The sequence below is a fragment of the Euhalothece natronophila Z-M001 genome, assembly GCF_007904085.1.
Lineage (GTDB): Bacteria > Cyanobacteriota > Cyanobacteriia > Cyanobacteriales > Rubidibacteraceae > Halothece > Halothece natronophila.
This window is the reverse complement of record NZ_CP042326.1, coordinates 2,627,042-2,647,835: the sequence shown is the minus strand read 5'-3', so window position 1 is coordinate 2,647,835 and position 20,794 is coordinate 2,627,042. Positions and strand designations below refer to the sequence as shown.

Sequence of the window (20,794 nt, the reverse complement as noted above, 5' to 3'; positions counted from 1 at the left end):
TCCTTTTGCCATTGCTAGATTAAGAATTTAAGTCATATTGTGTCCCCACTAAACAAGTATTCTCTAAATTTGCCCCCTTTAAGTTAATCGCTTCTAACTCTGAACACAGTAAGTTTGCCCCTGATAAATTCGCCCCTGATAAATTGGCTCCCCGTAAGTCTGCTTCTTCTAAATTTACCTTGGATAAATTCGCTCCCTGTAATTGGGCTTGGGCTAAATTTGCGCCTTTCAAGTTCGCGCCCTGAAAGTTGACCCCGTGTAATTCACTGGCTCTTAAATCTCCACCCTGAATATCAGCATCACCGAAATTAGCTCCACTCAGAAAGGCTCCTGCTAAACTAACTCGTAATAAGATTGCGCCCATTAAATTTGCACCACGCAAGTTACTTCCTCGTAAATCAGCCCCTTGTAAATTAGCTTGAGTCAGATTCACGCCTAACAAACTACCACGCAGATCACAACGAATGAGCGTTGCCCCTAAAAGGTTTGCCCCATCAAGATAAGCCCCTTGTAAATTAGCCTGAGACAGATCAACGCCTACTAAATTGGCTCCCCGAAGGTTAGCTTTTTCCAGATCAGCTTCAGTTAAAATTTCGTCTTCGAGATCTGCTCCAACAAGCTCAGAAATTTTCCCATTGCGGATTGCTTCAATGTCCATTTAAGTCTCTAATTGTTAACGGTTAATTGTTCGTCTTCTAATAGCCACATTCCTGCTGCAATTTTGGTTGAGAGGTTTCGAGGCTCATGCCTTGTTGCATTCCCATTACTAATAATCCTAAGGCTTCTGTGAGCTTGGGATCAAAACGGGTGTTGGCTTGCTCTTGACACTCAGAAAGAGCTTGGCTAAGAGTTTCTTCTCGGCTATTGGTTTTTTCTTTAGTGCGTAGATCATTAACTCGTCGTTGAAAATAGCTGACAAGGGCTAAGATTCTTGACTCTAAGGGAATACTATCATGGGCAAGTCCACCGGGAGTGCCACTTCCATCCCAGTTTTCTGTTTGGTGGGTAATGATCCGCGCGATCGCGCTCATTCTAGGCATGGCTCGCAGGGCTTCTACACTGGGAATTAAGTCACAAGCAGGGGCTTTTTCTTCATTTTCTTCTGGCGGCGTTTGCGCTAGTGTCGGAACTAAGCGATGGAGTAAACCAGCTAAACGGAGGCGTTTTTGTTGCCAGGCAGGTAAGTCTAAAACTTGTCCCATGGTTTCGGCGAGAGCGGTAACTTCCGATGCTGCCATAGGGTTGTCTAGATCAGCTTGATCAATGAGTTGTGCCATGCGGAGAAAGGCTTGCATCTCATTGGATAATAAATTATCATCGAGGGCTTGCGATTGGGGTAAATAGGAAGCCTCACTATCAGCGAGGGCTTGTTGGTTGAGGAGTTCCGCTTGGGAATGTTGCAGATAATCCACCACTTGCGACACCACTACCCCTGTATCTTCTGATTCCACTTGCCCAAATTCTTGGCTAATGTTTTGATAATGTTGATTGAGTTCGGTGGCGAGAGACTGATTGTATTGCTCAATATGCGCGATCGCGATTTCAACTGTTTCTTGGACTAAATGCGGTTCAAATGTCCAAAACCCGTAGAATTTCCGTTCTAAATCATGCTCTGGCAAGCCATTCTTACCATAATCCGCTTCAGAAAGTTCCTGACACAGCACCATCGCAGTATAACTCGGAGAACAAATAATTAAATGCCATTCTTGCGCTACAGGATCGCTATCTGGATTTAAGCTGACTAACGCCACATTCTCTCGTTGACTGGTGGGGTGTTCTGCAAATCCTGTTCCTGGGGCTGCCATAATGGCAATTTTGCGAGCATGGTTAGCAATTTCCCCATAACGATCTGCCTCTTGCAAATACCATTTCCCCTGTTGAAAGGCAGTAATCACTAAAGGAGAGCTTTTCGTATTGAGAATAAAATCCTCTAAAGCATGACAAAGCGCCACTAACGTATTTTTATAGTAAACTCCTAAATTAAGCGTTTGATGATTCGTTTGATGGGCGGTATAGAGTTTTTCTAAAATTGATCCCTTGAGCATCTTGTTATTTATTATTTATTATTGGTTTCCCCCTCACCCATTGTATTAATTAACTAACAGAACTTAACTGAGGCTGAGATGCCTCTTTCATCGGAGCATTGAGAGCTTCTTCTAGATCAGCGCGACCAAAGCGTTGTTCTAAAATTGCCATTACCTCGCGTCCAAAGTCATTGGGATTATTTTCCCATGCTTGCAGACATACTTCCCCAAATAAACTCCCTAATGGTTCAGGATTCCAAAGCAGTTTTTTCGCTGTCCAAGGCATCAAGCTCATGGGATTATAATCTGAGTTGAGAATACCATTTTCTAGGGCATACTCCTCTAAATGGGTATGAGGCTGTAAACCAATAAAGAAGATGGCAGGTTCAACTTTATCTTCCCCAAAAATTTCTTCTAAAGCGCGGTGGTAAGCAATGGTTTGACGGATGGTTTCAATGCGCTCATCAAGAACGTTAAAGGAGTAATTTACTGAAACCAATTCATCATAACCTGCATTTTTGAGATCGCGGCAATTTTGTAGAACCACTCGCAGATTATATCCCATCCGCATTTTACGAACTAATTCTTGAGAACCGCTACTAATGCCAATTTCAAAGTAGTTCATTCCTGTTTTTACCATTAGGTCGCATAATTCTGGGGTTAGGTTATCTGCCCGAATATACGCTGCCCAATGAATATCATTCATTCCTGAATCATAGATTTTTTGCAGTAGTTCTATGGCATCAGGAATATATTTTTTCGCTGGAATAAATTGGGCATCTGTAAACCAGAAATTGCGAATGCCGCGATCGTAAAGTTGGCGCATTTCTGCCACCACTTCATCAGCAGGGTTCACACGAACCTGTTTTCCTTCTACCACTGTGTAAATGCAGTAATAGCAATTGTGTGGACAGCCACGCTTGGTTTGCACCCCAATATAAAAGTCATTCTCTTGCAGATAATACTTAAACTCGGGCCACATCCGCTCAATATAATCATAATCACAGGCGGTTTTTTCCAGTGGCGTTGGGGCTTCATGAATCATATTTTCACGAGGCTTGGTTTCTCCCACCACATAGCAGCGTTCATCTTGGAAGTTTTCTCCCCGTAATAATTTTTCTAGGAGGAGTTCTCCTTCTCCCACAGAAACAATAGTGCCTTTAGGGAGTTTATTTTCGAGTTGTTCATAAAAGACACTAACCGCACCACCGCCGATAATGGTTCGGGCTTGGGGGTTATACTTTTGCGCTCGTTTTAAACCGCGTTTAATTAACCCCATATTGCGCCAGAGTTCTCCATAATAAGCGGCGGTAACTCGCATTCCCCCTAATGCCCCATGAAGTTTTCTTAAAGGATTCTTAGCATAGTAAAATTCAAAGGCGTACTGTAAGGGGTTGCCACCACGTCCGCCTACTGGGGCATAAATTTGAATATCACGCCAAGAAAAAACTAATAGTGTGGGTTGATATTCATCAATGCAATTTTCTAAAGAACGCCCAAAGTCAAGGGGGGCAACAGTTCCCATGTCAAAAATGCGTTGCTCAATGTCAGGGAAAAGTTTGTGAATATGATCCGCTATGTAAACTACACCAATGGGGAAAATGGGGTTACAGGGAAGCCGAACATAGAGAATTTTTTGTGTCATGATTGAATGTCTGGGCTTAAGTGTTGATAGTAAGGAGGTGATCAATCGTCAATATTTGACGAAATGCGTTTAAAGGATGCTATATTAAGCATTATGCTTTTTTTGAATGCTTTTTACGGAAAATTTAATGAGTAGTTCTATTCCCTAATCTCATTATTTTCATATATCTTAACTTAGCGTTCATTAATTGGCTGTGATAGGTTAAGACTCGTGATTTAACTTCATCAAGCAAAAATAAAATTTAAAACTTCGTTTCTACGCCAATGGGTGGAGAAACTGCTTTGATTTGGAAAATTGTATTAGGCTTAACAGCTACTCGGGATCAGGTAGTGCTAACTTGAGGGTGTAACATTTAGAAAATTAACTTAACATTTATCATGGCTCAACTCCTTGATCCCATCCCGACACCCTCTTCAGATCACATTGTATGCTGTTATCTCAATGCCACAAGCTCCATTCAAGTTGCTCGTATTACCAATGTTCCGAATTGGTACTTTGAGAGAGTCGTATTTCCTGGGCAACGTTTAGTATTTGAAGCGTTACCAGAGGCAATATTAGAAATTCATACTGGAATGATGGCAAGCTCTATATTATCTGATCAAATCTCTTGTTCTCGCCTAGTAGTGAAAGAGAACATAGAAAGCAAAACCTCCTCAGAAGAGGAGGGAGAAGTTAGTTTAGATAACAATGAAAATGTGATGGTTGGTGCCGCTTAAGAGAGCAAGCAGTTTTTAAAAATAGATTTAATTGATTTTAGCAGTGGATTGTCTTTTGGGCAATCCTTATTAGTTAATGAGAGAATTTCACGGCGAAGTAATGCCTTAACTTCTCTCTATGAGACGCAGAAGTTAGGATTTCATGATAAATTCAGACTCACTCAGTTCCTCGGAGTGTGTACTGAAAATATGGATCATCATTTAAAAAAAGCCCACTGCGCGATCGCGCTTGGAAGTAATTTAGGAAATTCCCGACAGACTCTAGAACAAGCGATTAACAAGTTAGAGCAAATTCCTGAAATTAGTGTTAATAAGGTTTCTCACTGGTATGAAACCCTCCCTGTGGGGCCAGTGCAACCGAATTATTTCAATGGCTGTGCGCTACTAACGACTACCTTATTACCCTTAGAATTATTAGATAATTTATTAAGCATAGAAAATCATTTTGGGCGAGTGCGTCGCGAATCGTGGGGAGCGCGAACCCTTGACTTAGATTTACTATTATATGACGATTTGGTTTTAGAGACTCCAAGATTAGAACTGCCACATCCCCGCATGAGAGAACGTGCCTTTGTTTTGGTTCCCTTAGCAGAAATTGCCTCTGATTGGATCGAACCAATTACCGAAAGCGCGATCGCGCAGTTAAAAGACGCGATAGACTGTTCTAGTGTCCTTAAAAAACTTTAATCAATGTCCAGTAATACTCCTAAAATCTTAAAAGAACGTCTCTATTACGAAGGGCGAAAATTCAGCTTTGAAGTTAACTATCTTCGTCTCCCCAACGGCGCAGAAGGGGAATGGGAATGTATCCGTCACCTTGGTGGTGCATTAGCGGTTCCTATGACCACTGATGGTAAATTAGTATTAGTGGATCAATATCGTTTTGCCGTTAAACAGCGCTTATTAGAGTTTCCCGCAGGTACAGTTGAACCCTACGAAGAACCAGCAGAAACTATCAAGCGCGAAATTGAGGAAGAAACTGGCTATCATGCTAAGCAATGGAAAACTTTAGGAAACTTTCCCCTCGCCCCAGGTTATTCTGATGAATATATCTATGCCTTTCTCGCCACAGACTTAGAAAAGCTAGACATTCCCCCAGAGCAAGATGAGGATGAAGACATTAATATTGCTCTCTATACTCCAGAAGAACTGGAAAAACTTATTCACACCGAGGAGATCAAACTAGATGCCAAATCAATTACTAGCTACTATCTGGCTCGGGCTTTTTTTGAGCAACGGTCATCCGCAGGCTCCCGAATTCAGTTCGGGAGTACGGATGACTGACACCAAACCAGTAACTGTGGCTTATAATAATCCTCGATAGAGAATAAATACCAAAACTGCTGTCCAAGAGCCTAGAGCTACCTTCATCGCCACTAAAATATTGAGAATGGGAATCCAGCTACCACTAAAGATTGTCCCATATTCACCATGAGGGAGTTCTAATCCCACTAATGTGAAAGCAGCAACGATAATAAAGTTCAATACTAAAACCTTTTCCCAAAGGGCAGCGCGAAACCGTTGGTAAAGGAACTCTATCCATTGCGATGAGGACGTAACCGTAATTAAACCGATCGCTGTTCCCCCAATTACCCCAGCCGCAAACCCTCCGCCAGGGCTTAAGTGACCAGAAATCGTCAGTTCAATCCCAATTAAAGCCGCGATCGTTGCCCCTAGTTGGGCTAAAATAATTGATGGGTGATCACTGAATTGGTAAATGGTGCGTGAAGGTTTTTCATTAGATAAAAGAAATTGAACACCCATGATTGCCATTGTGAAAACAACCACTTCAAAAATGGTGTCAAAAAGTCGGTTCCGAAAGAGAATCCCTGAAACTGCATTGGGAATGCCAGTATCCTCAACAATCAAATCCACAATTGGTAGTTCCTCAAATTCCAACGCTGGGGATAAGATAATCATTTTAATGTAGAAAGCAATTCCCGCTGCAATATAGATCCATTTCATCTATTTTTGTCCTACTTGATCAATGATTTTTTCTTCTGAAATTTGCGTCGGCTCAGTATAGCTTAGAGTTGCGATATTTTCAGGTAAATCTGATTGCATAATGTGATAGAGACGTTGGATTCGAGTGTGCAAGTGATAAAAGGAATCAGCATCCTCTCTCGGGGAAATGCAAATGGTATGCACATCTTTTGTCTCTAGCGCTGAGTTTAGCTCTTGTGAATTTCCATAAGTCACAACTTCTAGCCGCATATGATACTTATTTAGCATCTGCCGTAGTGCTGATAATAACGATTCTCCTTCATCAGTGGTTTTTTCCAAATGATTTTCTAGAACCCCCAGACGCATTCTTAAAGAAGAACGAACCGCGATCGCGTAAAGGGTAATCGCTAACATTGTTCCCACAAACGCCTCGGTTAAAGCCACTTCCGCCGCCCCAAATAGGACATAAACCAAAGCCGCTACTTCTCCTAAAATCCCTCGAATAATTAGCGCGTAATAAGGGTTAACCTGAAACAGTAAAATGCAAGCAGTAACAGGAAGTAATGCCGTTAGAATTACAATATATAAATTATCAGCCATTGCGCTTCTCATGACTTGAACAGTAAGCTAAAACATAGCCCAAAACCGTATTCCAGATTGCTAGTGTAATCAAAGCCAGTAAAATTAACGGCCATTGTTCTGGAATTCGTAATAAGAGCCCTACCAGAATATTAATTGACCCTAATGTATCCGACACAGAAAGCGTATGCAGTTTAAATAAAACTGAACGATTCCCTAGTAACGGAAAGGTGCCCCAAAACCAAAAAAACACCCCCAATCCCATCAAACCATAGCTTAAAATATCAATAATCATCGTTCGTTCAAGCGTCTAATTACATGAGCCAGTAACATCAACGAAGCATTACCAACACTTAAAATCAAAACCCCGACAATCCCAATCATCCAATCGTCTCGCATCACTGAAATTAGTAAAATCAAAATTGACGTTTTTGTTTCAATACTGGCAAAAGCAAGCATTTTCTGCCAAATATTATCATCCTGCCAAGCCTCATAGACAGGAATTAGTAAAGCCAAACTCATCGTGATCGCAAGCCAAGTCATTTCCTCGTTTTCCGTTTTACTCGATGAACTTCATACCAACCCCGTTGATGATACTGAGAAACAATTGTTTTCGGGGTAAACGTGATCAAAAAAATATCAAGAAAAATTAGACCAGGCGTCCGATTAGGTTTAACCCTTTCCATAGTAATCTCTTCTTGAGTGTGAGGAAATAGAATCAGCTCAAATGCTTCTATGTAGGCCTTAGGAATTGCTATCGCAATCTCCCCAAGAACTTTTAACCAATCTCGAATCATAACCCGTCGCCTGCGAGGTTGCGGAAGCAACAAAGCCACTGCAACGCCAAATAGGATATTAATCGCACTTAACTCGGCTGTTAATAAAAACCAAATCGCTAAACGTAAGACAAAGTTAAAACTTTCTATCATGCCAAAACTATCCCCAACAACCCAACAACCGTTAAACTCATAATGCCAATGAGATGTTCAAAATTTTCTAAATTCCGAGGCAAACCAAATCCTAACCATTGCTTAATCAAGAAATATCCTAACCAACCACTTAAAACAATGATAATTGCTTTCCCAACATTAAAGAGAGTGTAAGCTTCATAAACTAAGTAATTACCAATGATCAGCCCCCCCATTAAAAAGACAAGAGAAATTAAAATGCTAGTTTTAATCGGAGTCTGACCTCCCCGAGGAAGAAAAATAAACTTGGCATAAACCACTGCAGTTCCAATTGCTGCCACATCCATCACAACTGTTGGCAAAGGAGGCAGTAAATTATCTAGGGTCAACATCTTCGCTCCAAACCCAGTAACTAAAGGAAATCCTGAAATGGAAAGACAGGGAATAACTAAAGCAACCCAAACCCCCGTTTGAACGGATTTATTTTGAAGCGTATTAAAATTCCGGCTGGGTAATAGATCGGTGATAAAAAAGATGGCAGCTTTAGCCAGTCCGTGGGCTAGGGCGTAGAATCCTCCTACCGTCGGGGCAACTAAAATCCAACCCAGCTGAGAAAAGGTACTAAAAGCTAACGTCCCCTTAGTATCTTCTTCAAAGATGGCATAAGTAACCCCTAAATAAACCGTGCCAACGCCAAATAAAATAATGATCCAATTCAGGTCATCTAGCATGAGCGTCAAACGGACTAGTGGAAATACAGCCCCCTTTTCAACAATGCCTGATAGTAATGCAGATACAGAGGTTTCAGATTCTGAGTTGGTTAAAGGAGACCAAAATCCTAAAATAAAGATTCCTCCTTTTGTGAGAAGACCTAGTAAAATCAGTACAACTGCTTCACTCGAACCCTGATCTAACCCCTCAAAGGCAAATGAGTTACTGCTTTGATAAACTAAAATTGCCCCAATTAAATAAAACAGCATAGCAGCACTGCTTACAAAGAGATACCGTAGCGCTAACCAAATTGAGCGTTCTGTTCGGGGATAAGCAATTAATAGGAAAACGGCAATCCCAAGAAGTTCTAGCGCTACATATAAAGTAATAAAATCAGCACAGATGAAAACAGTATTAACACTGGCATGAACAATCATCAATTGCACATAAAAAAAAGCAGTTTTGCCACTTTGCCAAGAAAAAAGGACAACTGCAATTGTCACTAAGGCATTGGTTAAGATGAAATAGCTACTTAACGCATCGGTGACAAAAGTAATGCCAAAACTATCTAATAATTGCCATGACCCGTACCACTCAGGAGTGATCATAAGTGCTAAAGCATACCCCATTGATAGTAGCGAGATGGTTAAGGCAATATACTGTGCCAGTTTAGGGACTAAATAAAGACCGATTCCAAACAAAAGAGGGGAGAGTAGCCAAATGATAGTTATTGTGGTCATGGCAGATGATTTCTCTCAATTTCAGTGCTTTCCAATGTGGGGTGATCTTGGCTGAGTTTCATTGCCCCGACTAACATTAATGCTTGCGTTGAAAACCCAATCACAATCACCGTTAAAATTACGGCTTGTGGCACAGGATCCGCATAGCTAGTTGTTTCTGCTTCATTAGCAATGGGAGTCTGCACTCCTCCTCGAGAGGCAACTAAAACATAGTAAGCTACTACCCCAGTAGTCATGACATCCATGGCTAGGATTTTCATCATGAGATTTTTTTTGAGGAAAAGCCCGAAAAAACCACATAGAACTGTGGCAAATATAAATCCTTCTAACATGAATCTAGAGTTAACTGGTTGAACAAAGCATAATAAATAAGCTTATCTTTCCATCCTAGCGATGAAAAACTGGGGCATGATTACCGCTCTCTCTAAGAGTTAACTGTAACGAGAAATAAAGAGACTATCCCTTGGCTCTTTGTAGCAAACACTGCTCAGTAGAAAATTTAGAAAATTTTGTGCTACATTAGTAGAATTTAGCAATTTTTTAAATACCCCACGACAAAAGCCAGCTTTGTTGCTTACAATAGAAAGAGCGGAGACAAAGTTTCCGTTCACTCCTCACACCACACTCCGTCCGAACAGAGTTTCGGGCGGCTTCCTTGATTGGACTTACTTTACTCCTCGCCAGTTGCACCACAATTTAAGCCTTCAAGGAAAATTATTCGCTTATTATAACAAATGAAATCGATAAAAGGAAAGAGATAAATAATTAGAAATAACAATTAACGTTAAGATATTTTCTCACAACAGGTCTCAGCACTGAACAATGGAACTATAACTGATAAAATAAAATTGTATGAGGATTGAAGCATCAACCTCAGTATCTGATTAGAAAAGCTGATTGAAATAAGGATATAGAAAATGGTAGCAACTGCAGAAGTCACCGATAGTAGCTTCCAACAGGAAGTTCTAGAAAGCGATCAAACTGTACTGGTTGATTTTTGGGCTCCCTGGTGCGGTCCTTGTCGCATGGTCGCCCCTGTGGTAGAGGAAATCTCAGAACAATATGCTGGTCAAGTTAAGGTGGTTAAGGTTAATACCGATGAAAATCCCAACGTTGCTAGTCAATATGGCATTCGTAGCATCCCCACCTTGATGATATTTAAGGATGGGCAGCGGGTGGATATGGTTGTTGGGGCAGTTCCAAAAACAACCCTAGCTAATACTTTAGAAAAATATCTATAATGTAATTCGATTTAAAATGTGGCGATGGGGACTCCCTCTCAAATTTTTAAGGTAGAGGGAGAGGAACCCACGCTTTCTCTGTTAAAAACTATGATGTTCGGTTTAGCGGTATAGAGTATTAATCATTCTACCGACGACCCTCTTTATAGGAGAATAAGCTGAGAAGAAGGCTCAGGGGTTCTCCTTTTTTATAGTGATTATTTTTATATGCCTGGATATCTCCATCAAAATAATTCTGACGCGATCGCGAGTGCAATTGACAAGTTGGTAAAGACTCTTCCGCCTACCGCAAAAGGGGGTTGGATTAAAGAGGCAATTGAAGTTTTAGTTCGTCTTGCAGAAGAAGACATTGCAAGTGCAGATTGGAAAATTATTGCCACTACCCTTAAAGACTTAGAAAAAGGATTTAACGTTTTTCAGCCTTATCGCCATATTCGCAAAGTAACCATTTTTGGTTCTGCTAGGATTGCAGAAGATAGAAAAATTTATCAACTAGCAAAACAATTTGCCCATAATCTGGCTAGAGAAGGATTTATGGTGATGACTGGGGCTGGCGGTGGAATTATGGCTGCTGGGAATGAAGGAGCTGGGCGTGAACGCTCGTTTGGCTTAAATATTAATCTCCCCTTTGAACAAGGAGCTAATCCTTACATTGAGCCGGATAAGTTACTGAACTTTAAGTATTTCTTTACCCGCAAGTTGTTTTTTTTACGAGAAAGTGACGCGATCGCGCTTTTTCCGGGAGGGTATGGTACGCAGGATGAAGCCTTTGAATGTTTAACTTTATGTCAAACGGGAAAACAGTCTCCAGTTCCTCTAGTGTTGATTGATGAACCTGGGGGTGACTATTGGAAGGCTTGGGATAACTATATTTGCAAACATTTAATTAAAGAAGGATTAGTGAGCCCTGATGATAATTGCATTTATACCATTACTGATGATTTAGAGGTTGCCTGTCGCGCGATCGAGGATTTTTATCGGGTTTATCATTCTAGTCGTTATGTGGGTAACTTGCTGGTGATCCGCTTAAATGGTGAACCCACAGATGCACAGGTAGCATGGTTAAATCAAGAATTTAGCGACATTGTAGTGGAAGGAGAAATTAGAAAAAGTGCCCCTCTACACGAAGAAAATGGCGATGGAACTGAGCAACTGCCACGTTTAGTCTTCCATTTTAATCAACGAGATTTAGGACGCTTGTATAGGCTAATTCGACGGCTTAATAGCTTTTCTATATCAGTTCCCCCTGCTGTAGAAACTCATCCGGAAATCAAATAATTAAAAAATTAGGCTTGACAAAAAGGATTTGCTTGTGAGATGATAGGTAGAGTGTTGGGCTTATGACGCGGGTGTAGCTCAGCGGTAGAGCGTCACCTTGCCAAGGTGAATGCCGTGGGTTCGAATCCCATCACCCGCTTTCATTTCTAAATAGAAGTTGTTCCTGTTTAGCGAGCAGGCTGAGAATCCTACGAATACAATCTTTCATTTAGTGGGGAAATAGGGCGTATGCGCCTTAGGATTCCGCATATCTGAGGAGAGCTTCACTTCCTCGTTTAGCTGTGTCCCCCCAGTTACATGAATCAGCCCAGTTGAGTGAGCTTATCCTTGACGAGGAATATGATTAATTTGAGCATAGCCACTAAAAACAAGAGTTTTACCTTGGGTTTCTAAGCGGTTGATCCGCATTTTGACTCCATCAAGGTTAAAACGGTCTAAATCTACCATATTATTGAGAATATCACCTAAAACCTCAGTTAACTTTTCACTAACTACTTGGTGTTCCTTCGGGACATTGTCCGCTTGAAATGTTACATTTTTATATAATAATCGTCTTCGTCTTTCTACACCTAAAGTACAAGTTAGACTAACGGGGATAACACCTGCTTGACCTAAATCTGCCTTAGCGTCTATTTGAATTTGGTTATTGGGCAATAATGTTAAATTGATGTCAGTAAAAGAAACTGGATCACCGCCAGAAAGTTCAGTTAAGGTAGGGGCAGTAAGATTTTCAAGGCGTTTTCTTACTAACTGGGCTTTAAAGGCTTGATTAATATCTTCTTCGAGCAGTTTAACTTGCGCGATCGCTTGAGTAGGCTGTTTGAGTGTAATTTTACCTTTTAATGCTGAACTAAAGTCAATCGCAACAGCATCAGTTTCAAACCACATTTCCTCAGTGCGAAAGGCTTTGCGAATTACTAAACCTTTCCCACTCATGTTGAAGCTATCGATGCTACCCTGTAGTAATTTGCTAGAGGGGTGACAGCTGACTTTTACTTCCAACTGATCACATTGAGTAAATAGGTGGCGAAGAGTATTACTAGCAACACTATTAAGAAGATTCTCTCCCCAATCACTACCCTTACCTTGAAAACTGGTTAAGCCACCAATCATTTAAACCTCCATTAATGAAACTTAATTGTACAGAAGTCACTAATCCTCTGTACAGTAGTAAAGGATAAACTGTTTCTTGACGTTAATTGTGCCAAGTGTCAGCCCAGTCAAAGTCGGCTTTTAACCGCCCTTGTTCTCTCTGTTGTAACAAAATATTAAGCAAGTGACAATTAATCTGGATAAGAACTCTCAATCTATTTGATGAATCTTCCTAATCGACAAAAGCCTTTTTCGGCTGACCCTGGCTTGGATAGGGTAGGATCAACATGATCACTTTCGTAAATCAAAGATTATATTGGGTTTACAGGAGTGGGGATTTTCTCGTTGCATTAGGATAAACTTCCATTGTCAACGGTTAACACTTGTGAGGATTTTAGCCATTGCTGATCAAATGAGTTGAGATGAGTGGTGGTAATAATGGTTTGAAACCGATTCGCGATCGCGCTTAGAAGTTGATTTTGGCGTTGCAAGTCTAATTCCGCTAAAACGTCATCTAACAGTAATAAGGGGGGTTCTCCTACCACTGTTTCAATTAGTTCTAATTCCGCTAATTTTAGGGCTAATACGAGGGTTCTTTGTTGCCCTTGTGAACCATAACTTCGGGCTGGGGTTTCATTAATATTAAATTCTACTTCATCGCGATGGGGCCCAACTACGGTGGTTCCCAAATTTTGTTCGGCGGCTTGACGAAGTTTGATCCGATCTAATATGGCTTGTTGGACTTGTTGAGGATCATCTTCTGACCAAGTAACATTGGCGGTATAAATGAGATTTAATTGTTCGGTATGATCACTAATTTGATTATGCCATTTTTGCGCGATCGGAGTTAATCTTTCTAAAACTCTTGCCCGTCTTCGCATTACTCGTGATCCATTCGCAGCGAGTTGGGCATCCCATAAGGCTAATTGTTCCCAAGTGGAATTGTCAACCTGATTACTTTCACTTACTTCATAAAGAGATTTTCGGATTGTTTTTAATAAGGCATTTCGTTGTCGTAAAACTCGATTATATTCTTGTAAAATATAGGCATAAATCGGTTCAATTTGTATTAATAAAGCATCTAACCAATTACGACGTTTATCAGGAGAACCGCGAACTAAATCTAAATCTAAGCTCGAAAATTGTACTGCATTTAAAGCACCTAAAAAATCAGTTTTTCGCCGTAGCTTTTCTCGATCAAGGGCAACTGTTCGCCTTCCTTTTTGACGTAAGGTTAATGTTAACGTATTCTCTCGATATAAGCGTTTAACTACTGCTTCGATTTGGGCAATAGCTTCATTTTGGAAAATTAAATCCTGATCTTTACTGGTACGATGGCTTTTTAAGGTGGCTAATAATTCCACTGCTTCTAAGAGATTTGATTTCCCTTGGGCATTATTTCCCAATAAAATAATTGTCTGTGCTTCAAATGCTACAGAACAATTAAAATAATTTCGGAAGCGAGTCAGATGCAGTTGTTCTAAGTACACTTTCGATCATTAGTCATTAGTCATTAGTCATTAGTTATTGGTCATTAGTTTACAAACAACAAAGGACGAAGGACAAAGGACAAACAATTAATATTAATCCCCCTCTCCATAACTGATTAAAATTCGCGAATATTCGTTTGATCGCCTTTTACTTCTCCTACTAAAACCACATCAGCTACGCCGACAAATAAGCCATTTTCTAAAACCCCTGGAATGTTATTAATTTCCTTCTCTAATTCTCCTGGATTGGCAATGTCATCAAACTTGACATCAACCACTAAATTGCCTTGATCTGTCACCACAGGGCCGGCTTTTTTCACGCCCATGCGTAATTCTGGTTTACCGCCTAATTGCCCTAATTTTCGCATGACAGGGGTAATAGCCATGGGGATAACTTCTACGGGTAATAAGAAAGTAGAACCAAGTTTATCCACTAATTTGCCACTATCCACCACGACAATAAACTGATTAGCGAGAGAGTCAACCACTTTTTCTCGGGTATGGGCTGCGCCACCGCCTTTAATTAAATTCTTATTGGGATCAACTTCATCAGCGCCATCAATGGCAACATCAATATGATCCACTGCATCTAAGGTGGTTAACGGAATGCCATACTGTTTAGATAAGACTTCTGCTTGAAACGAGGTGGGAATCCCCTGAATATTTTGTAGTTCTCCCCGTTGTAATCTTTCCCCGATAAACTGAATCGCAAAAGCAGTGGTAGAACCGGTTCCTAATCCGACAATTGTGTTGGATTGTACCCGATCAGCAGCCGCTTTTCCGACTTCCTGCTTCATGACTTTTGAGAGATCAGTGTCTGCCATAATTCTAATAAATTGTATTTTTTACCTTTAATGTGACGAGAATGCCCTCATTATTATAGCGATAAGGTTAATGAGGGACGGGGCGTATAAACCTCCGACCCAACTTGAATTTAATTCAAGTGGGAATGCACTAGGTGCATTCCTCATGTCCGGGGGCATCCTCACTTTTTTGTCGCTTTGCTCCTGCGTCGCTGCGTCCAGACGACAGCCTATCATGAATCGTCACCAAAAATAGAAGTCCGAGAGGATATCCTCAATCATATAGTGCTATATATTACAAATAACGGTTGATTTCCAAAATGCTTAGTCTCAACTATCAGTGAATTACCCACAACCAATCACTTCGTGATGTGGTTGGACGGGGCGTATAAACGTCTGGGGAAATCCTCACTTCCTCGTCGCTTCGCTCCTGCGTCGCTGCGTCCAGACGACAGCCCCTTGGCTTCTCAGCAGCACCTTTCTCTTGCGCTTCGGTTCGTAACTGAGCTTTACTACTGGCGTTCATCCCTACCGCCAAATTTCTTATATTTCTAGCTGCGTTTTGATCTCTATCCATTGATAACCCACAATGAGGACAGTTATGGATTCTTTCCGATAGCTTTTTCGGAACTTTCTTGCCACAACCTGAACAATTCTGTGATGTATTTTTGGGGTTAACTTCTATCGTTAACTGTCCAGCATTTTCGGCTTTGACAGCTAATCTACTCAGAAAATTTCCCCAACCAGCATCATAGATTGATTTGCTTAGTCTAGTTTTAGCAAGTCCCTTAATGTTGAGTTTTTCATGGGCAATGACATCTCCTTGATTAAGAATTAATTTAATAGTGTTAAAGTGGAAATCTTTTCTCTGTCTAGCAACTTTTTGATGATGTTTTCCAAGTTGCTTGACTGCTTTTTGATAGCGTTTACTTCCTTTCTGACGACGAGATACCTTCTGCTGTAGCTTTTTGAGTCTTTCTTGTCCTTTTCGATAAAACTGAGGGATTTCTACTTTTTCACCTTCAGAAGTTACCAAAAAATCTTTTAAGCCCATATCAATACCTAGCGTATTCTCTGAGGTGGGAGTTATATCTATAGTTGATTCTGGTACGTTTGTATCTTCGAGAGAAAGTGTCAAGTAATAGCCATCAGCTTTCCTAGTTATTTGTGCTGTTTTAATCTTAAAACCATCAGGAATCGGGCGGTGCTTAATGAACTTAACTGTCCCAAATTTAGGTAAATTAATCTGATTATCTTGGACACAATTAGCTTTAACTTGCGGAAAAAGTATAGTCCGATAACGTCCTTTTCCTTTGAATCTAGGTTTTCCTGATTTCTTCCCACTCTTATCCCCCCTAAGCCAACGTTGAAAAGCCAAATCAACTCTTTTAACACAGTCTTGAAGGACTTGTGACTGGATTTGGCAATACCAAGGTCTATCTTTTTTAAGCTGAGTTAGACTTTGTTTTTGAGAGAAATAGGTGGGACGGTCAGATAATTCTGGAAGATGACAGATTAAAGGACAAGAATTGACAGCCGTTCTATGAGTTTTCCACCAATCAAAGCGTTGACCTAACAGGTAGTTGTATTGACACCTTAATAATTCTAGCCATTTCTCAATCTTGGCTATTTGCTCTTTGTCAGGTTTTAGGCGATACTGATAGGAAAATCGCATTGCGGTATCTGTCTTTTCTGTGATAAATTGGTTATAACATAATGCCACCATCTCGACAACACTATGAAAAAAATGACTTTAAGATGTACTGAAGAAGAACATCAACAGCTTCTCTCTTACTGCAAACATAAGGGAAGAAGCCAAAATGAAGTAATAAGAGAACAGATCAGGAAGTTATCAATCTCAGGGGTATTGAACCCCCTCGATTGATGGCGATTCATCCCCACCTAATCGCAGGCAATGTAGATGGGGGATTCTCGCCCATCTTGCTAAAGTTAGTTCTTTCCCGTCCGATTCCTGAGGGATTTATCCTTAAACAGATCAGAGTGCGTAGTTCACTGGTCAATTATTCTTCCCATAGTCTTCTGCGGGGAGAACCATTAAGTCTCTGATGAGTATCTTGAAGTAAATTCGGAATATCTAAGTTTTCGGGACAACGAGGGAGACACTCGCCACATTCGGTGCAACGGTTACCTTTTCTCCCTGGAAACCAATGACCAGCGTTTTCAAACATTCCATAACGATATTGACCAAAGCCTGTCATATCATAGGCAACGGCTAAGTTGCGGAGTCGCAATACTTCAGGAATGTTAATTTCTTCTGGACAGGGTAAGCATTCATAACACTGACTACATTTATTCTCTCCTAAGGTGGTTTCTAGTTCCTGTTCGAGGCGATTAAATGCAGCTTTTTCTTCGGTTTGGAGAGGAGAGAGATCATTCCCGACTTCTAGTGCCGGGTATAATTCATCAGGAAAGGCAGCCCCAAGGCTTAAGGTACTCACACGAGGATCACTGAGGAGAAAGCGATAATTTAGCCATTGCGGGGAAAAAGGAGTGCATAATTGTTTTAGTTTCTCAGGTGGTGCATAAAGTTGCCCCCCTTTGTCGGTAGGGGAAATAATAAAAACCCCGATATCTTTTTCATGGGCGAGGGAAACGGCGGGATCATTGCGTTGCCAAAAGTAGTAATAATGAAGGTTAACGAAAGAAAATAAATTGGTGTTAAGGGTTTTGAGAATGACCTCTAAGGGGGCATGGGTAGAGAAGCCAATATTGCCAATTTTGCCTTCTTTCTGGGCTTGTTGTAGGGGACGTAAACAACTATTCTCTTGAGTGACCCAGCGTAGGTGTTCTTCGGTGTTGATGCCATGAAGGGCGATGTTATCAATGTAATCGACTTGTAGTTTTTCGAGGCTATTTTCTAGTTGTGTTGCGATTTTTTCGGGGTCAGGGGTGGGAGAAAATTTAGTTGTTAGGTAGAAATCTTGTCTAGGAATATTAAAGTGTTTAAGGGCTTGACCTATGTATTCTTCACTTTTTCCGTAGGCAGCAGCGGTTTCAAGGTGGTTAATTCCCGATTGCAGGGCTTTTTCTAGAACAGCAGTGAATGAGGAGGGATCATTTAAGCCACGCATCGTTCCCAGAGAAAAAACGGAAATGGGAAGATTGGTTTTTCCGAACCGCCGATATTCCATGATTAAGTTGATTCTTCGTTGTTTTTTGATGAACTGCCACGGATGAAGTCTTCAGGACTGAGGTTAGATATAAACTCTCGAAAGGCTTTTTTCTCTTCTTCGTCGGCATCTCGATCAACGGGGATAGATGCTTCTGCAATGACTTCCTCCATTACCCAGATCGTAGCATCGGTGCGGACTGCGATCGCGATCGCGTCACTGGGACGACAATCAATTTCTCGGGTATTTTCTCCTTGTTGCAGACACAAAAGAGCATAAAAGGTATTATCCTGTAGAGCATGGACAATCACCCGAGTCACAGTCATTTCCCAACTGTCAAAAATATTGACCATTAGATCATGGGTGAGAGGGCGGGGGGGAGTTTGGTTTTCTATGGCTGCCATAATCGCCTTAGCTTGATCTTGTCCGATGTAAATGGGGAGCGCACGACGCTCAGAACTATCTTTTAAAAGCGCGATCGGACTTCGCGTTACGGCATCTAAGGCAATTCCGGCAACTTTCATTTCGATCATCAGCTTCGCCTCTTTTTGATTGCTGTCAGCATTGATGTTGATTAATTGAGTGATACGGTACACTAAGTTTAAGCACCGATCATCCTCTATTGTACTTTCTCGGTTGTTTTCCTCCTACTTCTGTCTTTAGCCAAAATCGGCGTTAATTTTTCTTTTTTAGTCGTTAAATCCCATTCTTTAAGGATCAAGCTGTGTTTACAGGATTAATTCAAGCACAAGGTATTATACAGTCTCTCGGGCGTGATCAATTTAAAATTAGTATTCCCCCAGCCCAAGCGCATTCCCTATTAGAAAACTTAATTATGGGCGATAGCATTGCGGTTGATGGGGTGTGTCTCACGGTAGAAAGTCTTTTACCTGATGGTTTTGTAGCGACAGCTTCCCCAGAAACTCTCCAGCGTACAACTTTAGGTTTTCGTAGTGAGAGTAGCGCTTATGTCAATTTAGAACCGTCACTGCAAGTAGGGGCAAAGTTAGGAGGACATTTTGTCACCGGTCATGTGGATGGAGTGGGGCGTTTAATTCAATCTGTGGCAACTGAACGCAGTTGGGAAATGACTTTTAGTGCTGTTAGTGGTTTGTCTGAAGTTTGGAATAATAATATTGCCCGTTATTTAATCCCAAAAGGGAGTATTGCGATTAATGGCATTAGTTTAACCATTGCTGATTGTGATCCGAATGGCAGTTGGTTTCAATGTGCAGTGATTCCGCTAACCTATCAAGAAACAAATCTTTCCAGTCTGCAAGAAGGGAATTGGGTAAATCTCGAAAGTGATATCTTAGGGAAATATGTGAATAAATTACTCAATCATCGCTCAGGTGAGACGACTGAAACTGATATTAGCCTTTCTTTTCTGGCTGAACATGGTTATCTTTAGGGGGCTTTGAGCGGAAAGTTGGGTTGATTATTCTTTGGAAAGAGTATTTTCTAATTTTGCCCTGCCCAGATGTTTGCTCCCTAGTCCTAAAAGAACCGTAGCTGACTTTAAATCCTTTTTTATTACTTATAGCACATTTTGAAGAAAAAGTAATTAATATTCAGGTTCTGCCAAGACTCCATTGAGAAAGATATCAGCAATTCCTTCTGCCATTTCTTTCATTGCCTGAGGCGGCGCATCAGATTCGATGATCGTATCATTAGAAAAGCCAGCAATGGTAAACATTCCCAAAAAGACTTGGGCAACAACACGAGGATTCATACGGCGATAAATGCCTCGTTCCATAGCGGTTTCAAAAAAGGCTTCTGTCACATCAGTCATTTTGGCGATTACTTCTGATTGAATACGTTCTCTCAATTCAGGATGAAATTGAGCTTCAAAGAAACATACTCGCAATAATTCTCCATTTTCATGGAGTCGAAACATTCGCCGTTTCATTACTTGGGCGACGGCTTTGTAACTCCCCATTTCACTTAACTCAGTGAGTAAGTCAGTGAGAATTTCTACCCAGCCTTCGGTGGCCACTTCCACAAGGATCGCTTTTTTATTTTCAAAATGCCGAAATAGCGTCCCCTCGGAAATTCCAGCTTGAGCTGCTAAATCTTTTGTGGTAGTTGCTTCATAGCCTTTGTTGGCAAATAGACGCTGAGCTGTTTTTAAGACGCGATCGCGCACAGTTTCTTCTGAACTATGGGATTGAGTAAGTTGGGCAATTTGCTGACGGAACGCTTGCATAAGTCGGTTATTTATGGTTTCTCATTGATAGAGATAAAGAACGTTACAGAGTTTGAATCTACTTTAACAGAAGTCGATATAAACGACTAATAAGATTAATTAGCAATTAGTTGATCGGTTAGTTATTTAATCTCATTAATCTTAGTCAATTTCAGCAGATTACTCAAGCTACAAAATTGGCTAAATTAAACTCTTTTTCCTTTGATCGCGCTTTAACTGGTATAAGGTTCAACATAATCAGGAAGCTGTCATGAAGGAATCACCGTGTAACAATAGTTTTCAGAGC

At 40.9% G+C, this 20,794-nt stretch carries 23 protein-coding genes and 1 tRNA gene; 7 read left to right on the top strand and 17 right to left on the bottom strand.

Features of this window, described 5'->3' with window-relative positions:
• Positions 1-19: 19 nt before the first annotated feature.
• From FRE64_RS13070 to FRE64_RS13060, 3 genes are read right to left on the bottom strand one after another with little or no spacing between them, the layout of a single operon-like run.
• Positions 20-658 carry a pentapeptide repeat-containing protein gene (locus tag FRE64_RS13070; RefSeq protein ID WP_146296628.1) on the bottom strand — a complete coding sequence of 213 codons (639 nt, stop codon included), beginning with the start codon at positions 656-658 and terminating at the stop codon, positions 20-22.
• A gap of 37 nt (positions 659-695) precedes the next feature.
• Entirely contained in the window at positions 696-2,045 is a 1,350-nt protein-coding gene (locus FRE64_RS13065) for a DICT sensory domain-containing protein (RefSeq protein WP_246140319.1), read from the bottom strand.
• 49 nt (positions 2,046-2,094) lie between these two features.
• Positions 2,095-3,669 carry a photosystem II high light acclimation radical SAM protein gene (locus FRE64_RS13060; RefSeq protein ID WP_146296627.1) on the bottom strand — a complete coding sequence of 525 codons (1,575 nt, stop codon included), beginning with the start codon at positions 3,667-3,669 and terminating at the stop codon, positions 2,095-2,097.
• Positions 3,670-4,046: 377 nt separating this feature from the next.
• Here FRE64_RS13060 and FRE64_RS13055 point away from each other — a divergent pair, with 377 nt between their 5' ends.
• From FRE64_RS13055 to FRE64_RS13045, 3 genes are all read left to right on the top strand, one after another.
• Positions 4,047-4,385 carry a DUF1830 domain-containing protein gene (locus FRE64_RS13055; protein ID WP_146296626.1) on the top strand — a complete coding sequence of 113 codons (339 nt, stop codon included), beginning with the start codon at positions 4,047-4,049 and terminating at the stop codon, positions 4,383-4,385.
• Positions 4,386-4,574: 189 nt separating this feature from the next.
• On the top strand, positions 4,575-5,072 hold the full coding sequence (gene folK, locus FRE64_RS13050; protein ID WP_146297363.1) for a 2-amino-4-hydroxy-6-hydroxymethyldihydropteridine diphosphokinase: 498 nt from the start codon (positions 4,575-4,577) through the stop codon (positions 5,070-5,072).
• A gap of 3 nt (positions 5,073-5,075) precedes the next feature.
• Positions 5,076-5,669, top strand: a complete 594-nt coding sequence (locus tag FRE64_RS13045; protein WP_146296625.1) for an NUDIX hydrolase — start codon at positions 5,076-5,078, stop codon at positions 5,667-5,669.
• Positions 5,670-5,690: 21 nt separating this feature from the next.
• On the opposite strand, the gene FRE64_RS13040 is transcribed toward FRE64_RS13045, so the two are convergent.
• From FRE64_RS13040 to FRE64_RS13010, 7 genes are read right to left on the bottom strand one after another with little or no spacing between them, the layout of a single operon-like run.
• Positions 5,691-6,350, bottom strand: coding sequence for a Na(+)/H(+) antiporter subunit B (locus tag FRE64_RS13040; RefSeq protein WP_146296624.1), 660 nt, complete (start codon positions 6,348-6,350; stop codon positions 5,691-5,693).
• On the bottom strand, positions 6,351-6,929 hold the full coding sequence (locus FRE64_RS13035) for a DUF4040 domain-containing protein (protein WP_146296623.1): 579 nt from the start codon (positions 6,927-6,929) through the stop codon (positions 6,351-6,353). It lies immediately after the preceding gene.
• Positions 6,922-7,200, bottom strand: coding sequence for a monovalent cation/H(+) antiporter subunit G (locus tag FRE64_RS13030; RefSeq protein ID WP_146297362.1), 279 nt, complete (start codon positions 7,198-7,200; stop codon positions 6,922-6,924). The genes FRE64_RS13035 and FRE64_RS13030 overlap by 8 nt, the downstream gene beginning before the upstream one ends.
• Positions 7,200-7,451, bottom strand: a complete 252-nt coding sequence (locus tag FRE64_RS13025) for a hypothetical protein (RefSeq protein WP_146296622.1) — start codon at positions 7,449-7,451, stop codon at positions 7,200-7,202. The genes FRE64_RS13030 and FRE64_RS13025 overlap by 1 nt, the downstream gene beginning before the upstream one ends.
• On the bottom strand, positions 7,448-7,837 hold the full coding sequence (locus FRE64_RS13020; RefSeq protein WP_146296621.1) for a Na+/H+ antiporter subunit E: 390 nt from the start codon (positions 7,835-7,837) through the stop codon (positions 7,448-7,450). The genes FRE64_RS13025 and FRE64_RS13020 overlap by 4 nt, the downstream gene beginning before the upstream one ends.
• Entirely contained in the window at positions 7,834-9,267 is a 1,434-nt protein-coding gene (locus FRE64_RS13015; RefSeq protein ID WP_146296620.1) for a cation:proton antiporter, read from the bottom strand. The genes FRE64_RS13020 and FRE64_RS13015 overlap by 4 nt, the downstream gene beginning before the upstream one ends.
• Positions 9,264-9,599, bottom strand: a complete 336-nt coding sequence (locus FRE64_RS13010) for an NADH-quinone oxidoreductase subunit K (RefSeq protein WP_146296619.1) — start codon at positions 9,597-9,599, stop codon at positions 9,264-9,266. The genes FRE64_RS13015 and FRE64_RS13010 overlap by 4 nt, the downstream gene beginning before the upstream one ends.
• A 585-nt stretch (positions 9,600-10,184) precedes the next feature.
• Here FRE64_RS13010 and trxA point away from each other — a divergent pair.
• From trxA to FRE64_RS12995, 3 genes are all read left to right on the top strand, one after another.
• A complete protein-coding gene (gene trxA, locus FRE64_RS13005) occupies positions 10,185-10,508 on the top strand; it encodes a thioredoxin (RefSeq protein WP_146296618.1) in 324 nt (107 codons plus the stop codon).
• 207 nt (positions 10,509-10,715) lie between these two features.
• Positions 10,716-11,786, top strand: coding sequence for an LOG family protein (locus FRE64_RS13000; RefSeq protein ID WP_146296617.1), 1,071 nt, complete (start codon positions 10,716-10,718; stop codon positions 11,784-11,786).
• A 67-nt stretch (positions 11,787-11,853) separates the two neighbouring features.
• Positions 11,854-11,925: transfer RNA gene (locus FRE64_RS12995), tRNA-Gly, on the top strand.
• A 182-nt stretch (positions 11,926-12,107) separates the two neighbouring features.
• Here FRE64_RS12995 and FRE64_RS12990 read toward each other — a convergent pair.
• From FRE64_RS12990 to FRE64_RS12965, 6 genes are all read right to left on the bottom strand, one after another.
• Complete coding sequence (locus FRE64_RS12990) at positions 12,108-12,899, bottom strand: LmeA family phospholipid-binding protein (RefSeq protein ID WP_146296616.1); 792 nt, start codon at positions 12,897-12,899, stop codon at positions 12,108-12,110.
• Between the two features lie 329 nt (positions 12,900-13,228).
• A complete protein-coding gene (gene recF / locus FRE64_RS12985; protein ID WP_146296615.1) occupies positions 13,229-14,368 on the bottom strand; it encodes a DNA replication/repair protein RecF in 1,140 nt (379 codons plus the stop codon).
• Between the two features lie 116 nt (positions 14,369-14,484).
• Positions 14,485-15,192, bottom strand: coding sequence for a ribose-5-phosphate isomerase RpiA (gene rpiA / locus FRE64_RS12980; RefSeq protein ID WP_146296614.1), 708 nt, complete (start codon positions 15,190-15,192; stop codon positions 14,485-14,487).
• Positions 15,193-15,508: 316 nt separating this feature from the next.
• Positions 15,509-16,897 carry an RNA-guided endonuclease InsQ/TnpB family protein gene (locus FRE64_RS12975; RefSeq protein WP_246140318.1) on the bottom strand — a complete coding sequence of 463 codons (1,389 nt, stop codon included), beginning with the start codon at positions 16,895-16,897 and terminating at the stop codon, positions 15,509-15,511.
• A gap of 295 nt (positions 16,898-17,192) precedes the next feature.
• Positions 17,193-18,323, bottom strand: a complete 1,131-nt coding sequence (locus FRE64_RS12970; RefSeq protein WP_146296613.1) for an aldo/keto reductase — start codon at positions 18,321-18,323, stop codon at positions 17,193-17,195.
• A gap of 2 nt (positions 18,324-18,325) precedes the next feature.
• Positions 18,326-18,835, bottom strand: a complete 510-nt coding sequence (locus FRE64_RS12965) for a bifunctional nuclease family protein (protein WP_146296612.1) — start codon at positions 18,833-18,835, stop codon at positions 18,326-18,328.
• Between the two features lie 191 nt (positions 18,836-19,026).
• Here FRE64_RS12965 and ribE point away from each other — a divergent pair, with 191 nt between their 5' ends.
• Complete coding sequence (gene ribE, locus FRE64_RS12960) at positions 19,027-19,713, top strand: riboflavin synthase (RefSeq protein ID WP_146296611.1); 687 nt, start codon at positions 19,027-19,029, stop codon at positions 19,711-19,713.
• Between the two features lie 153 nt (positions 19,714-19,866).
• On the opposite strand, the gene FRE64_RS12955 is transcribed toward ribE, so the two are convergent.
• Positions 19,867-20,508, bottom strand: coding sequence for a TetR/AcrR family transcriptional regulator (locus FRE64_RS12955; protein WP_146296610.1), 642 nt, complete (start codon positions 20,506-20,508; stop codon positions 19,867-19,869).
• Between the last annotated feature and the right edge of the window lie 286 nt (positions 20,509-20,794).